The organism is Psychrobacter vallis (assembly GCF_904846715.1).
GTDB lineage: Bacteria > Pseudomonadota > Gammaproteobacteria > Pseudomonadales > Moraxellaceae > Psychrobacter > Psychrobacter vallis.
Genome location: NZ_CAJHBU010000002.1, coordinates 96,244 through 111,475, shown reverse-complemented (window position 1 = coordinate 111,475; position 15,232 = coordinate 96,244). Strand labels below are relative to the sequence as shown.

At 43.6% G+C, this 15,232-nt stretch carries 13 protein-coding genes; 9 read left to right on the top strand and 4 right to left on the bottom strand.

The window, feature by feature from the left end:
* Positions 1–90 precede the first annotated feature (90 nt).
* Together putA and JMY02_RS01815 are read left to right on the top strand one after the other, a co-directional pair.
* Positions 91–3,363 (top strand): bifunctional proline dehydrogenase/L-glutamate gamma-semialdehyde dehydrogenase PutA, encoded by a 3,273-nt coding sequence (putA, locus tag JMY02_RS01820; protein WP_201594609.1) that lies wholly within the window; start codon positions 91–93, stop codon positions 3,361–3,363.
* Positions 3,364–3,374: 11 nt separating this feature from the next.
* Complete coding sequence (locus JMY02_RS01815) at positions 3,375–4,067, top strand: 1-pyrroline-5-carboxylate dehydrogenase (protein WP_201594607.1); 693 nt, start codon at positions 3,375–3,377, stop codon at positions 4,065–4,067.
* A 174-nt stretch (positions 4,068–4,241) separates the two neighbouring features.
* Here JMY02_RS01815 and JMY02_RS01810 read toward each other — a convergent pair whose 3' ends face one another.
* Positions 4,242–5,414, bottom strand: a complete 1,173-nt coding sequence (locus JMY02_RS01810) for a cupin domain-containing protein (protein ID WP_201594606.1) — start codon at positions 5,412–5,414, stop codon at positions 4,242–4,244.
* Between the two features lie 128 nt (positions 5,415–5,542).
* On the opposite strand from JMY02_RS01810, the gene JMY02_RS01805 reads away from it, so the two are divergent.
* Complete coding sequence (locus JMY02_RS01805; protein WP_201594604.1) at positions 5,543–5,728, top strand: NF038104 family lipoprotein; 186 nt, start codon at positions 5,543–5,545, stop codon at positions 5,726–5,728.
* Between the two features lie 4 nt (positions 5,729–5,732).
* Here the strand turns inward: JMY02_RS01805 and JMY02_RS01800 are convergent, their stop codons facing one another.
* The gene (locus JMY02_RS01800) at positions 5,733–6,371 is read right to left on the bottom strand and encodes a DUF2238 domain-containing protein (protein ID WP_201594602.1); all 639 of its coding nucleotides are present in this window, start codon (positions 6,369–6,371) and stop codon (positions 5,733–5,735) included.
* 27 nt (positions 6,372–6,398) lie between these two features.
* A complete protein-coding gene (purB, locus tag JMY02_RS01795; protein WP_201594600.1) occupies positions 6,399–7,790 on the bottom strand; it encodes an adenylosuccinate lyase in 1,392 nt (463 codons plus the stop codon).
* Between the two features lie 268 nt (positions 7,791–8,058).
* Between purB and JMY02_RS01790 the strand changes: the two genes are divergently transcribed.
* Positions 8,059–8,496, top strand: a complete 438-nt coding sequence (locus JMY02_RS01790) for a hypothetical protein (protein WP_201594598.1) — start codon at positions 8,059–8,061, stop codon at positions 8,494–8,496.
* Between the two features lie 105 nt (positions 8,497–8,601).
* Positions 8,602–9,372, top strand: a complete 771-nt coding sequence (locus JMY02_RS01785; protein ID WP_201594596.1) for a hypothetical protein — start codon at positions 8,602–8,604, stop codon at positions 9,370–9,372.
* Between the two features lie 240 nt (positions 9,373–9,612).
* On the opposite strand, the gene mnmA is transcribed toward JMY02_RS01785, so the two are convergent.
* On the bottom strand, positions 9,613–10,824 hold the full coding sequence (mnmA, locus tag JMY02_RS01780) for a tRNA 2-thiouridine(34) synthase MnmA (protein ID WP_201594594.1): 1,212 nt from the start codon (positions 10,822–10,824) through the stop codon (positions 9,613–9,615).
* A gap of 260 nt (positions 10,825–11,084) precedes the next feature.
* Here mnmA and ispF point away from each other — a divergent pair, with 260 nt between their 5' ends.
* The 4 genes from ispF (at position 11,085) to mnmG (ending at position 14,992) form a co-directional block, all read left to right on the top strand.
* Positions 11,085–11,585 carry a 2-C-methyl-D-erythritol 2,4-cyclodiphosphate synthase gene (ispF, locus tag JMY02_RS01775; protein ID WP_201594592.1) on the top strand — a complete coding sequence of 167 codons (501 nt, stop codon included), beginning with the start codon at positions 11,085–11,087 and terminating at the stop codon, positions 11,583–11,585.
* Positions 11,586–11,742: 157 nt separating this feature from the next.
* The gene (gene grxD / locus JMY02_RS01770; protein WP_201594590.1) at positions 11,743–12,093 is read left to right on the top strand and encodes a Grx4 family monothiol glutaredoxin; all 351 of its coding nucleotides are present in this window, start codon (positions 11,743–11,745) and stop codon (positions 12,091–12,093) included.
* A 213-nt stretch (positions 12,094–12,306) separates the two neighbouring features.
* Positions 12,307–12,846: a hypothetical protein gene (locus JMY02_RS01765; protein WP_201594588.1), complete on the top strand. Its 540-nt coding sequence runs from the start codon at positions 12,307–12,309 to the stop codon at positions 12,844–12,846.
* Between the two features lie 250 nt (positions 12,847–13,096).
* Positions 13,097–14,992 carry a tRNA uridine-5-carboxymethylaminomethyl(34) synthesis enzyme MnmG gene (mnmG, locus tag JMY02_RS01760; RefSeq protein WP_201594586.1) on the top strand — a complete coding sequence of 632 codons (1,896 nt, stop codon included), beginning with the start codon at positions 13,097–13,099 and terminating at the stop codon, positions 14,990–14,992.
* The last annotated feature ends 240 nt before the right edge of the window (positions 14,993–15,232 follow it).

The window sequence follows — 15,232 nt, the reverse complement described above, 5'->3', positions numbered from 1 at the left end:
GTAATGGTAGTCATAGTCGGTCAAGCAGAACGATCAGACTTCCTAAAGCACCATTTATTATGGTTTTTAAACGATAGTTATGGAGTTGTTATGAACCCAGTAGACCAGTTTACCCCGCAAGAGCCTATTTTATTTAATCCTGTCGATATGCTGTCACCAGAATATATCGCCCAGTCATCAAAAGAGCTGCATGCGCGTATTTCGCCATTGTATAGCGTTGATGAAGAACGCTGGTTGTCTGAATTATTACCACTTGCCAAACCTAGTGCTGAAGAGCGCGATGCTGCTGCTGAGCAAACTCGTCAATTGGTTGAACATGTACGTAATGATGGCAAAGCGGTCAAAATGGTCGACTCATTATTGCTCGAATACAGCCTTGACACTCAAGAAGGTATCTTGCTGATGAGCTTGGCAGAAGCTTTGATTCGAGTGCCAGACAACTATACGGCTGACGCGCTTATTCATGACAAAATGAGTGTGGCTGACTGGAAAAAGCACATCAAGAACGACAATGGTTTTATGGTCAATGCCTCGTCGTGGGGCATGATGATGACGGGTCGCGTCGTCAGTATTGATAGTGACACCACAGCATCAGGGTTTTTGGATCGCATGACCAAAAAGATGGGTGAACCAGTCATTCGTAGTGCGATGCAAAAAGCCATGCGTATCATGGGGCATCAGTTTGTATTGGGTGAGACCATTGAAGACGCCAACAAAAACAGCCAGCCATATCGTAATAGAGGCTATACCTATTCGTTTGATATGCTAGGCGAAGCGGCGATTACCCATAGGGACGCTGAGAAATATTTCAATGACTATTTGCATGCCATTAGAGCCACTGCCAGTATCAAAGTCAAAGAAGGCATGCCGAAGCCTTCAGTATCTATCAAATTATCAGCATTGCATCCTCGCTATGAGGCCACGCAAGAAGCCCAAGTGATGGGGTTGCTACGTCAGCGCTGCATGTTGCTTATCGAAGCGGCACGTGAAGTCAACGTTGATCTCAGTATCGATGCAGAAGAGGCCGATCGTCTTGAGATTTCTTTGAAGTTATTTGAATCTCTGTACCGTGACAATTTGACGGCCGATTGGGATGGTTTGGGTATCGTCGTACAGGGTTATTCTAAGCGCGCAATCGCTGTTTTGGCTTGGCTTGCTCGTTTGGCGACCGAAGTGGGTGACCGTATTCCAGTCCGTTTGGTAAAAGGCGCGTATTGGGACACTGAGATTAAGCTTGCTCAGCAAAAAGGTCTGTCAGGTTATCCTGTTTGGACACGTAAAGAAGGCACGGATACCGCTTATCTGGCGTGTGCGCGCTTCTTGTTATCAGATCATCTACGTGGATTGATTTGGCCGCAGTTTGCTACTCATAATGCTCATACGCTTGCCTCGATTATGACGATGAGTCAACACAGAGATTTCGAGTTTCAGCGTCTGCACGGCATGGGTGATGCGCTTTATGATCATATCCTACAAGCGTATCAAATCCCTGTACGCATCTACGCGCCAGTGGGTGCACACAAAGACTTACTGCCATATTTGGTACGCCGTTTGCTCGAAAATGGTGCCAATAGCTCGTTTGTCCATCAGCTATTAGATAAATCGTATCCAATCGATAAGCTGACGGTGCATCCTTATGACAAGCTGCTGACCAATGCTACGTTGCACAATCCAGATATTCCATTACCACTAGAAATCTATGGTGCAAGACGTGCCAGCTTTGGTCCCAATATATTTGTAGAGTCGCAATGGCTTCCGTTTAAATCGGCCATCGATAGCCATTTGCACAAAACATGGTCAGCGACTTCTGTTATTAACGGCAAGGCAATTAATGGCTATGAAGCGGATGGCGTAACCCAGCAACTTGACAGTCAAACCGTCCGTGCGCCTTGGAATCATGACGTGAGCGCAGGTGATGTCACTTATGCCAATGCCGAATTGGCGCGCCAAGCCATCGATGCCGCAGTGGTAGGACAAAGTATGTGGCAAGCAGTGCCAGTTGCCAAACGCGCGGCTATATTGCGCAAAACAGCGGATATTTTTGAAGAGAATTATGCTGAATTGATGGCGCTATGCCAAGTCGAAGCGGGCAAAACCATGCAAGACAGCATCGATGAGATCAAAGAAGCCGTTGATTTCTGTCGTTTTTATGCGGACGAAGCAGAGCGTCTCGATGAGACTGTGCATGAGTTTACAGATTTAAGTGGCAAACAATCGCGCCAAGTTTATAAAGCGCGCGGCACTTTTGTTTGTATCAGTCCGTGGAACTTCCCATTGGCCATTTATACCGGTCAAATCATGGCGGCATTGGCAGCCGGAAATACTGTCGTGGCCAAACCTGCCGAACAAACCAGTTTAATTGCCCATTTTGGGGCACAACTGATGTATCAGGCAGGCGTACCAGTAGAAGCATTGCAGCTAGTGCTTGGTGCTGGGGACGTTGGCGGTGCACTAACAGCCGCTGACAATATCGCAGGCGTTATTTTTACTGGTTCAACTCAGACCGCGCAACGTATTAATCAAAGTCTAAATGACCATGCACAAGTCAGCGGCGAGCTACCGGTATTTATCGCTGAAACTGGTGGTCAAAACGCCATGATTGTTGACTCAACCGCCTTGCCTGAGCAAGTGGTTAGAGATGCTGTATTGTCTGCCTTTGGTTCAGCGGGTCAGCGTTGTTCAGCTTGCCGCATACTATGCGTGCAAGAAGAAATGGCTGATGATTTGATTGAATTGCTGCAAGGGAATATGGCTGAACTATCGGTAGGCAATCCGCTGTATGCAGCCACGGACGTGGGGCCAGTGATTGATGGCGATGCCAAACAAGGTCTTGAAGCGCATATCGAGCGCATGAGAGTGGAGCCGACAGCGACTATTTTGGCACAAACGCCAATGAGTTCAAGCTCAGTTGTGAGTGAAGAGCAGTCTACCTTTGTATTGCCAACCGCAATTGAAGTAAAAAGCATTGAAGTCATCGGTGGTGAACATTTTGGTCCAATCTTACATGTACTGCGTTATCAAGCCCGCGATTTAGATAAGCTGATTGATGCGATTAATGGTACAGGTTTTGGTTTGACTCTAGGGATTCATAGCCGTATCGAAAATACTGCTGAGCACATCGAGCGTCGTGCTTTTGTCGGTAATACTTATATCAACCGTAACCAAATTGGCGCGGTTGTGAATGTACAGCCGTTTGGTGGTTGTGGTCTGTCTGGTACAGGTCCAAAAGCGGGTGGCCCGCACTATGTCGCCCGTTTGATGCAATTAAGTACGGAATCATCAGTAAATGAGAGGTCAGCGACTGAGCAAACACTGATGAATAGTAATACAGCAACATTAACCACCCAAACAGAAATCGCATAAGGAGTAGCAACATGGCAACTGAATTCAAAAAAAATCATGCCCAGGTTTGTGAGTCTTGGCGACTACTTGGCGCAGTGAATCGTGCTGCTTATCTACAGGCAGCCGTTACAAAACTGGCTTTGCTGACAGGTGATGCCAATAAAGCAAAGCGTCTATTCAATCATTTATTGAGTGCGGCGGCGAGCTTGGATGAGGTGCATCGCATGACTGGTGCGACTGGCGAATCCAATGATTTGTATGTCACGGGCCGTGGCAAAACCATGGTTATCGGTGGTGAGTCTGCTAGAGCAATGGCAGTACTAGGGCAACTGATTGCGGCCTTATTGACGGGCAACGAAGTGATCTTGCATTGCCCGAGCCAAGATGAGATGTGTAATGAAGCTGCAACCATACTTTATCAAGCAGGAATCAGTGATGATGTATTGAGTGTGGCTAATGACTCGCAAACCATCACGCTGTTGTATATCGACCGTCTTGCGCAAGTTGCTGTCGCTGGTAGTCGTAGCGAAGTACAGGTCATCAGTCAAGAGCTTGCCAATACTGATGGTATCTTAACGCAGGTTATCAGTGTGACAGATATGGAAGGCCTATCAGAGATGTTGACGCCTGATTATTTGCATCGCTTTGTGACTGAGCGCGTAAGAACAGTCAATACCACAGCGATCGGTGGTAATGCCAGTCTGCTTGAGCTTGGTACAGAGTAAGTATTTTAATTATAGCGCCACTTGGTTTTTATAAAAGCTAAGTGGTAGTTGGCATAAGTATAAATGCCGAATACAAACGTTTAAATATAGCCAAAAAAACCGATATCTGACTAATAATCAGATATCGGTTTTTTTGTTTGTATGAAAAATTGGTTTAAGTAAGTGGATTTATACTTACTCTGCAAAATCAATCCATACCCAACCATTTTCTAACCATTCACTTAAATCATCTGCATCAATCTCTTTGACATCTGCGCTGTACAATTTTTCTCCATTTGCCAAACGTATCAGTACAGTCATTGTCGTTTCATCAAGCCCATCGATACGCTGACCATTTGCATATAGCGTTATGCCATCATTAGTTTGGCTATAAATCAGACGATTACTGTAATCCGCTTGTAGCGTTGCACCCTCTGATAAAGCTTGCATCAGCTCATCAGTATCCAGTGTTTCTTCTGGCATGAGCGCATCATATTGACGCTTGCTAACCACCTCAGACACGGCTTGGCGAATCATATCATCTCCGCGCTCAGATTGTAGCATTTGTAATAATTGGGTTTTGATCGCATTGATACTGTCTGTTTGCAATTCACCTGATTCTTGCATGGCTTGCGGTAGTAGCATTGGAACAAATAAATCACTATCATTGGTGGCGATATCAGCGATACTATCGATAACTTGCATCAAGTTTGGACGACGACAGCCAAATGAAAAGGTTAGGCAATCATCTTGTGCAACACCAAAATGGGAGAGCTTTGGCGGGACATAAAGGACGTCACCTGCCTCTAGTATCTCATCAAAAATAATCTCACCCATATCATCAAAGAGGCGAATAGGCTCATCAGCGACAAACTCTGTATCTTTGTCACAGAATTTTCCCAATTGCCAACGTCTAGAGCCATAGCCTTGCGCTAAAAAGACATCGTAATCGTCATAATGCTTGCCGACCGAACCACCTTTAGGCGCATAGGAGACCATAATGTCATCACGTTGCCACTGCGGAATAAAGTCAAACGCTTGCCACAATTGCCCAAGCTCAGGCGACCATTGTTCAAGGTTTTGTACCAGCACTGTCCACTGTTCTGGCAAGTGCTCAAAATCAGTCTCGCTCAGCGGACTTTTTTTGAGTTGCCACTGTGCCTGACCTTCTTTCTTATTTGCTGCTTGGGTCAGCAATCGGGCGCTAGCATCTTCTTCAAGGGCAAGACCAATCATGTCGTCTGGCTCAAACATATCGATCAATTGCGGTAGACCTTGCTTGATAAGTAGGGGCTTTTTTTGCCAGTATTCAGCCAAAAACTGCTCAGGCGTAATAGAGTCGGGTAGACAAAGAGGAATAGAAGTCATTGATAAATCCATATTTTAAATGCGTATGAGATTGATAGTAAGAGATGCTTTATAGGAGAGGTTTAATAGTTTATGATTATCATCTGTGATGACTATTATTAGAGCATCCAATCACTCTTAGGAAGTTTATGAAAAAACTGCATTTTATCGTCATTATCGCTAGCATGTTTTTATTACAAGCCTGTGTTCACAAGATCGTGACAGTCCCAGTCAAAGTCGCTTATAAAACCACCAAAGGCGTGGTCAAAGGCACAGTTGCAGTGGGTAAAGCCATCATACCGGGTGATAGCGATGATGATAAAAAAGACGATTAATTTATTATTTGTCTAATATTTGATTTTTACCCGTTTGAAATAGCATAATACCTGCCGCAATCAGCCCACCGAGTAATGCTAAAGCCATGTCTTTGTGGGCATCCCAAACATCACCTTGCTGCCCGTTATAAGCTTCAGCCGCTTCTGGTGACAAAGTAGTCGCAATGCCCCATTCGATGAGCTCGTAGAGCAGACTTGATGACATATTTACCATCAGTGCGACAGCTATTAATAGTTTGGTTAATTGAATGGTAAAGATGGATTTTGTACTTTCAACCATGGCGCTAAATAGCAAAAGCCCGTAGCTAAAGTGTACGAGGCGATCATACATATTGCGCTGCCAACCAAATAACTCGTCCAAACGTATACCAAATAGTTGCTCTGTCCAATCATCATATGGCACGTACGAGTATAAATACCGCGCGCCTATAATATGAATGACTAAAAACAACGAAGCGAGCACATAAGAGCGTGCGCTAATATGCCGATAATGATAAGCGCTCAGCATCAATGCTAAAAAAAGCAACGTACCGAGCTGATGTAGCAGGTAGCTTGACCATTCTAAAGGCTCAATACTTGCCAGTACCATGACGATGAATATCGCGATAGTACTGACAGTAATAGCATTAAAGCGACTATACATTGTAAGCGCCTGCTTATTTATTTGCTATTAAAGCTTGGCAATCCACTCTTTAATCGTACGTGCTTGTTCAGCAGCATTACCGATATAGGTAGCAGGGGTCATTTCACGTAAGCGTGTTTTATCAGCATCGCTAACAGCAGACAACTCATCACTTTCCACAAACGTCAGCATGGCTTCACGAGTCATAGCATTGCCACGCGTCAAGGCTTTTAGCTTCTCATAAGGGTTTTCAACACGGTAGCGACGCATGACCGTTTGAATCGGCTCAGCCAATACTTCTTGTGCTTGATTCAAATCATCATTTAGACGCTGAGCATTCAATTCAAGTTTACTCACCCCTTTTAGGCAAGCATCAAAAGCGATCATGCTCTGAGCCAGACCAACACCAATATTACGTAATACGGTTGAGTCTGATAGGTCACGCTGCATACGCGAAATCGGTAGCTTTTCACCCAAATGTGCCAACATCGCATTAGCAACGCCTAAGTTACCTTCTGAGTTTTCAAAATCAATCGGGTTGACTTTATGCGGCATAGTAGAAGAGCCAACTTCACCGTCCTTTAGGCGTTGTTTAAAATAGCCTAAGCTAATATATTGCCAAATATCACGGTTAAAATCGATTAGTATTGTATTAAAACGCTTGACTGCATCAAACAACTCAGCGATATAATCATGTGGCTCGATTTGCGTGGTATAAGGGTTAAAGGCCAGTTCTAGACGCTGCTCAATAAACTGCTCTGCATGGCTCTGCCAATCAACATCAGGATACGCCGAAAAATGGGCGTTATAGTTACCGACTGCGCCATTGATTTTACCCAGTAGTTCCACTTGACTGATTTGCTTGATTTGGCGGGCAAGGCGGTAAGCCACGTTTGCCATCTCTTTACCAAGCGTGGTTGGGCTAGCGGTTTGACCGTGAGTGCGTGACAGCATTGGCTGGTCAGCATGAGCAATGGCCAAATCTACGATGCTATCGGTCAGTTGCTGCATTTTTGCCAATACAATTTCACGACTGTCTTTGAGCATTAGGGCATATGATAAGTTATTAATATCTTCACTGGTACAAGCAAAATGGATGAATTCTAGTGACTCAATGAGTGCATCCTGACCACGAAACTTGTCTTTGATAAAATACTCGACCGCTTTGACATCATGATTGGTTGTCGCTTCAATGTCTTTAATAGCTTGTGCATCTGCTTCACTAAAATCATCAACAATGGTATTTAAAAAGTTATTAGTCTGCGCATCAAATGCGGCTAGCTCACCGATTGCATCATTATCCGCTAATGACTGTAACCAGCGAATTTCAACGGTTACGCGAGCTTTAATCAGACCGAATTCAGAGAGATAAGGACGCAAGCTGTCGGCTTTGGACGCATAGCGACCGTCGATGGGGGATAGCGCGGTAAGGGTGGTCATAATATCGCCTTTGAATTAGCAGAGAGTGAATGAATGCTTACTACATCAGGAAAATTTTGGTCGCGCAATTATAGCAAAAGTTGACACAAAAAAGTCAGTCTTAATACCTGCATCCATTGATTATTCATTAGGAATAAGCTTAATGAAGTATTCAAGATATTATTGAATCGTTAGGCGATAGGACTTCCTGAAATTTTTCCTATAAAATAAGCAATTTATGTTTGTAACAGTATTGTTTTTATAATGTAAAAATGCTTTAATGACCTTTATGTTAGCAATCAATAGTTCACTAAATGGAAATCAATACATGAATAAATTCTTTAGCGTTTTAGTGTTAGGCTCAGCATTGGCGCTTAGCGCTTGCGGCGGTGATAGTGATAGCAGTGGAAGTAATAATGATACACCAGACCTGCCTACAAACCCAACTACTCCTACAAACCCAACTACTCCTACAAACCCAACTACTCCTACAAACCCAACTACTCCTACAAACCCAACATTAGCTACCTGTGCTTCTACAGGTACAAGCCCAGCGACTGTTAATGTGACTGTTCCTAATAATGGAAGCTGTACTTATTCAGCATCAATCGTTAATAGTGGTGCTAAAGTGACGTATAGTTGTAGTAATGGCATCCTCAATTCAGGTGGCGTAACCTCTGGAGGCGGTATCAATATAAATAACTATCAATTCCGTTGTGCTAAATAAGATCAATCATTTAAAGTTGAAAAGGTATCTACTTGAATAGTGGATACCTTTTTTTATTAAAGTAATAGGTTTATCAGTTATTAACTAAAGAATACTAATTCGCTTATGAAAGACAAAACCTTATTTTTCTTATCCATTTTGGTAGCCTTCATTTTTGGTAGCGTAGTAACATATCTGCTCATGACCAAGCAGCAGATGGATAATATTATGCAGGCAAAGCAGCAAGTGCCTGTCGCTATAGATAACCAAAGTAGCAGCAATCCAGCAAGCAATCCTTTGTCCGAAATACAGAGTGATGTAAATAATGCAGGCGCAAATTCTCTTACAAAAAATGCCAAAGGGTCAAATGTTCCTTCTACTAATGATTACTCGCAAGAGCAAGCTTTAGATATCGTCAATAAAATGCCTGACTATATGCTAGGACAGTACATTGATCGGTTTATGTCACAAGGCGCAGGCGAGGCGCTTGCGGATAAGCGACAATTTGCCCAGCGTGCAGTTGAGGAGCTATACAAGAAAAATGACAATCAACCACTCGTCGGTGAAGTTAAATTGTCACTCACGTCTTCAATGCCATCATCGTCGATGGATACCTCAAACATCGAGAAAAATGCTACTGTGTTTGCGCATCTTGACACAGCGGGGAAAGTACCTGCCAGCCCATTCGTGTTTGTCAAATGGGTAAATAATCAGACAGGACAAGTATTATTGTTTGAGAAAAAAGACATCGTTGCCAATAGCAATCAAAACTGGGTCAGTTTTAAGCCAGACGATGGTTGGACACAGGGCAGCTATGATATTCGCTTTTATCAATTCACCTCAGAGCTACAGCCTGTGGCACAATTGACTTATAATATTTACAAGGTAAATGAATAATAATCAAGTTCAAACAGAAGCCGCTGTATTAAAAACTGCGGATATACAGACGGCGATAAAGGCGAATGAACAACAAATATGGCTCATTAAAGCTGCCCATAATAAGATACGTTTTTTTGGAGAGTAATTAGGCTCTCCTTTCTTAGATAATTTGGAAATTCCAAGTAGTAGCAATATCAGTGTCGAAAGCCAAATAGCAATGATCCAGATCAGCATTTCAATCAATGCTCCTTGTGTATTCTAGAACCCACACGGGGCATCAATAGAAGCAATCACGCCACCGCCCAAACAGATTTCATCAATATAAAATACTGCTGATTGACCTGGGGTCACGGCACGCTGTGGCTCATCAAATACCACGAGCACTTCACTACCGTCATCTTTCATTGCAAACACATAGCAGGCTTGGTCAGGCTGACGATAACGAGATTTTGCCATACAGCGCAAACCATTTTCGCTAAAGACATCAACAGATGGCAAACCATCTATCCAATCAAGCTTATAAGCTTTTAGCTCGTTGCTCATCATCATAGGATGTTCGTGACCTTGACCCACGATTAAACGATTTTTATCTAAGTCTTTTGCCAGTACAAACCATGGTTCTTCTGGACGGTCTTTGACGCCGCCAATCCCGATACCACCGCGTTGACCCAAAGTGTAATACATAAGGCCATCATGAGTTCCGATGATATTGCCATCATCAGTAACAATATCGCCTTTTTGGGCGGGCAAGTACTGCTGTAAAAAATCCTTAAAGCGTCGCTCGCCAATGAAGCAAATGCCGGTAGAGTCTTTCTTCTTGGCGGTAGCCAGATCATGCTCCTCAGCGATTTGACGAACCACAGGTTTTTCAAGCTCACCGACTGGGAATAGCGTCTTAGCAATTTTATCGCCGCCAACTGCATGTAAGAAGTAACTTTGGTCTTTATTGTTATCAAGGCCGCGCAATAACTGCGCAACCTCAGTGCCATGCTCATTTTTATAATTCACACTGCGACGTGTGTAGTGTCCGGTGGCGATATAATCGGCCCCGAGTGTCAAAGCATAATCCAAAAATGCCTTAAACTTAATTTCTTTGTTGCACAAAATATCAGGATTTGGCGTACGACCCGCTTTATATTCGGCTAAGAAGTGCTCAAAAACCCGATCCCAATATTCCATGGCAAAGTTGGCTGTGTGCAACTTCATACCGATTTTATCACACACGGCTTGCGCGTCTGCTAGATCATCCATCGCTGTACAGTACTCGGTACCGTCATCTTCCTCCCAGTTCTTCATAAACAGGCCTTCAACCTTAAAACCTGCCTGCTGGAGCAGAACGGCTGATACAGAAGAATCGACCCCACCTGACATGCCAACAATCACATGCTTGGCGCTAGGATTGTCGATATCGGCAAGTGTTAAAGGGCGATGGGCGGTAAAAGAATCTGAGTTTGGTACAATGGCTGACATAGAGCGGCTCAACTATTTATACTTTGTCCAAAAGCCATAAGGGTTCTGAAAATCAATACAAAGACGAATGACAATCTTAGCAAGCTGACAGTTCCTGTTTTTCTTTTGGATTTGGTATTATGATAAAATAAGCGTCATATTATACCAGTTAATTGAAACTGGTGGCGACCCATGGCATTTTACTGTGAGCAAAACCGCTCTAAAAATTCAAATAGTGGTTTTAAATTATTTTAATCACGCCTAACGAATTTGGAATAATAATGATAAAAATTGGTCAAGGTATCGACGTTCATGCTTTTCACAATAATGGTCAGCAGCAGCAATATGTCATACTAGCGGGCGTGCCTATCGAGCACACTCACAGTTTGTTGGCGCATTCGGACGGCGATGTGGTACTACACGCGCTCGCAGATGCGCTATTGGGTGCATTGGCGCTTGGTGATATTGGTCAGCATTTCCCTGACACAGATGCCGCTCATGCAGGCTTGGACTCGCGAATATTGCTACGTTACGTTTATAGTAAAGTACAAGAAGCGGGTTATAGCCTAGGGAATGCAGATATTACCGTCATGTGCGAGCGTCCAAAACTGGCCCCTCACAGTCAAGCCATGCGTGAAAACATCGCTAGTGACTTGCAAACATCAGTGAGTCATATCAGCGTTAAAGCCACCACCACTGAAAAACTGGGTTTTACGGGTCGACAAGAGGGTATCATGGCCAATGCCGTGGTATTATTAGTGCCTAATACTGTTAATCTTTAATGCTGGCGAACCTAGCAAGGCAGCGACTAGTCAAAACAATATAAAATAGTGCTTGTAATACAGTGGCAATCGCCCCATGTATCAGCCATATCTTTACTTAATTATTTTGCAACACAAATAATATTTTAATGAACCGCTATTATCAATAGGAGCTTTTATGAGTGAGCAAACCCCAAATACCGCTGCAAATGATGTTGAACAACTGATCCGTGATCAAATCAAAGACAACAAAGTTATTATCTATATGAAAGGCACACCGCAGTTTCCGCAGTGTGGTTTTTCTGCTAAATCGATTGAGGTTCTTACCCAAATCGGTCGTCCATTTGCTTTTGTAAACATTTTAGAAAACCCAGAAATTCGTGCGACGTTGCCAAAAATCGCTAACTGGCCGACGTTTCCGCAATTATGGATTGACGGCGAATTGATGGGTGGATCGGATATTATTTTGCAGATGTATCAATCAGGTGAGCTAAAGCCATTGGTTGAAGCCAATAGCCCTGCTGCTTAATAGTTAAAATGGTTTATGGAATTGCTCTGACATTGTAATGAGTGAGTAATACATAAATAAGTTTTACGATCAACGCACAACGAACCCAAGTGGTCTTAATGGCTATTTGGGTTTTTTTATGACTTTTATACTTGATTGATTTTATAGGTTTTGACCCCATAAAGTGTTCAATATAAACAGAATGATAAGTACAATTATCAAAAAGAGAGTCTTATGAATATCGAGGAATCTGACCAGCAACAAGCGCAAAAAGAAGCCGCCGAGCAAGCAATTATCGAAAAACGTCGCGAGCGTTTAAAAAGTGGATCTTTACGTATCATTGAAATTGCGAGCAGTGAGGCAAACTCAGCACTTAAATGCATTCATCAGCTTAGTGTGGCAGGCGGTGCAACGGAAGCGACCTACATTGCCATCGAGCAGCGTATTGTCGCAGACCAAGATGCTGCGGGTGCTTATCATTTAGCATTACTGGCACAAAGCACACCAGATTTGCCGATTGATGCCCGCCAGCTTATTGAGTTGGTTGTCAATAAAGGTGATAATCAGCAGCGCTTGGCTCTGCTCAAAAACTTACCATTACCGCCAGTTGATATGATTAAAGAGCAAATTCTAGCGAGTGATGATGGCGACGCAATTGGTCAAATGAATGCGTATCTACAAATCAATCCAGAAGGCTATGGCAGCCACCATATGGTGACGAGTGGTCATTCAGATCAGATCGTACCGCTGAGTCCGGCTAATAAACTAAATTAATAATTTAGCTTTAATCAAATGGTTATCGTGGCGTATCTTTTATCATTAAAACTTAATTCTAATAGTTTTTGTCCTAACGTTTTTTAAGCGTTAAAAAATTGTTATAATGTTGGGTTATTCAATCAATTACGAACGACTTATCTGGGTCGTTATCTTTTTTATAAATTCGACTGACGTTTATTTGCTGGTAGCCATGTTCTGTGAAATAGAATATGGGAATCAGCAGCGTTATGAGTCAAGTGAGGCATACATGCAGTACCCAAAACATTACGACGTGATAGTGATCGGTGGTGGTCATGCTGGCACAGAAGCGGCTTTGGCGGCTGCACGTATGGGCGCGCAAACCTTATTGTTGACGCATAATATCGAAACGCTGGGACAGATGAGTTGTAATCCAGCGATTGGTGGTATCGGTAAATCACATTTAGTACGTGAAATTGATGCGTTAGGCGGGGCGATGGCGTTAGCGACAGATAAAGCAGGTATTCAGTTTCGCGTATTAAATAGCCGTAAAGGGGCAGCCGTTCGTGCCACACGTGCCCAAGCAGATCGCATTCTTTATAAAGCGGCGATTCGTCATACATTAGAGAACCAGCCAAATTTGGATTTATTTCAGCAAGCTGCTGATGATATCTTGGTGGAGAATGGTCGTGCTACGGCAGTTGTGACCTCTACTGGGATTGTCTTTAAGACCGAAACTGTTGTGCTGACCTCAGGTACTTTCTTAGGCGGGGTTATTCATATTGGTCTTGAGAACTCAAATGGTGGACGCGCAGGGGATCAGCCTTCTATCAAGCTCGCTGACCGTTTGCGTGAGCTTAAGCTGCCAGTCGGGCGTTTAAAAACTGGCACACCAGCGCGGATCGATGCGCGTAGCGTGGATTTTAGTGTGATGGCGGTACAGCCGGGTGATACACCGCTACCAGTCATGAGCTATATGGGTGATGTGTCCATGCATCCAGAACAGGTTAACTGTTATATCACGCATACCAATGCCCGTACTCATGACATTATCCGTGAAAACCTCGACCGCTCGCCGATGTTCTCTGGCAAGATCGAAGGGGTTGGCCCTCGTTATTGCCCATCTATTGAAGATAAGATACATCGTTTTGCTGACAAAGATAGCCATCAGATATTTATTGAGCCAGAAGGCTTGACCACACATGAGCTTTATCCGAATGGTATCTCGACCAGTTTGCCATTTGATGTGCAGTTAGACTTTATTCATAGTATGAAAGGCTTAGAAAACGCGCATATTACTCGCCCAGGATATGCGATTGAGTATGATTACTTTGATCCACAAAATCTAAAGCCAACGCTTGAAACCAAATCTATCGATCGTTTGTACTTTGCAGGTCAAATCAACGGCACGACGGGCTACGAAGAAGCGGGTGTACAAGGGTTGCTAGCAGGTACCAATGCTGCATTGGTCACTACTAACAATAGTGAGTTTGAAACGTGGACACCGCGTCGTGATGAAGCGTACCTTGGCGTGCTTGTTGACGACTTGATTACGCATGGTACCACCGAGCCATACCGTATGTTTACGAGCCGCGCTGAGTATCGTCTATTGCTACGTGAAGACAATGCGGATCAACGCCTAACAGAGACTGGTCGTAAATTGGGCTTGGTGGATGACGTACGCTGGCAGGCTTACCAAGAGAAAATGGATGCGATCACGACAGAAACGTCACGTTTAAAAGACATGTGGGCAACGCCTGTTAATGCCTTAGGAAAGCAAGTGACTGAGCAAACTGGCGAGGTGCTTTCTAAAGAATCAACCGCCTTTGATTTGCTAAAGCGTCCGCAAATACATTTTGCTGATATCGCCGCTATCACTGACTCAAAAGTTGATGCACAAGTGGGAGAGCAGATAGAGATTTCTGTCAAATACGCAGGATACATTGATCGTCAGCAAGAAGAGATTGATCAGTTGAAACGTCTGGAGAATACGGCGCTGCCGATGGACTTTGATTATAGTGCCGTATCGGGATTATCAAATGAGATTGTACAGAAGCTCACTCATGTTCGTCCTGCTACGCTTGCTCAAGCTGGACGTGTGAGCGGTGTTACACCTGCTGCCATACAGCTCTTGGCAATGACAGTCAAAAAGCATAAAAAAGCGAAGGCAGCGCTAGACTCATAATGGCAGACTGATAAAGATTTATGATAAAAAAAGCCCGCAACGATGTCTCGTTGCGGGCTTTTGTTTATGATAGAGTACTATATTTATCAACGGAGATAGCGCTCATCAAAAGAAAATAACATACGACCTTGTCTTACTTGTTACTTTGTCTTTATACTGGGTCAGAAAATTTTGTTGCTACTTATTAATTTATTTCGCTGATGCTCATATTATTATGGGCTTGTCACCGAATCGAGCTTA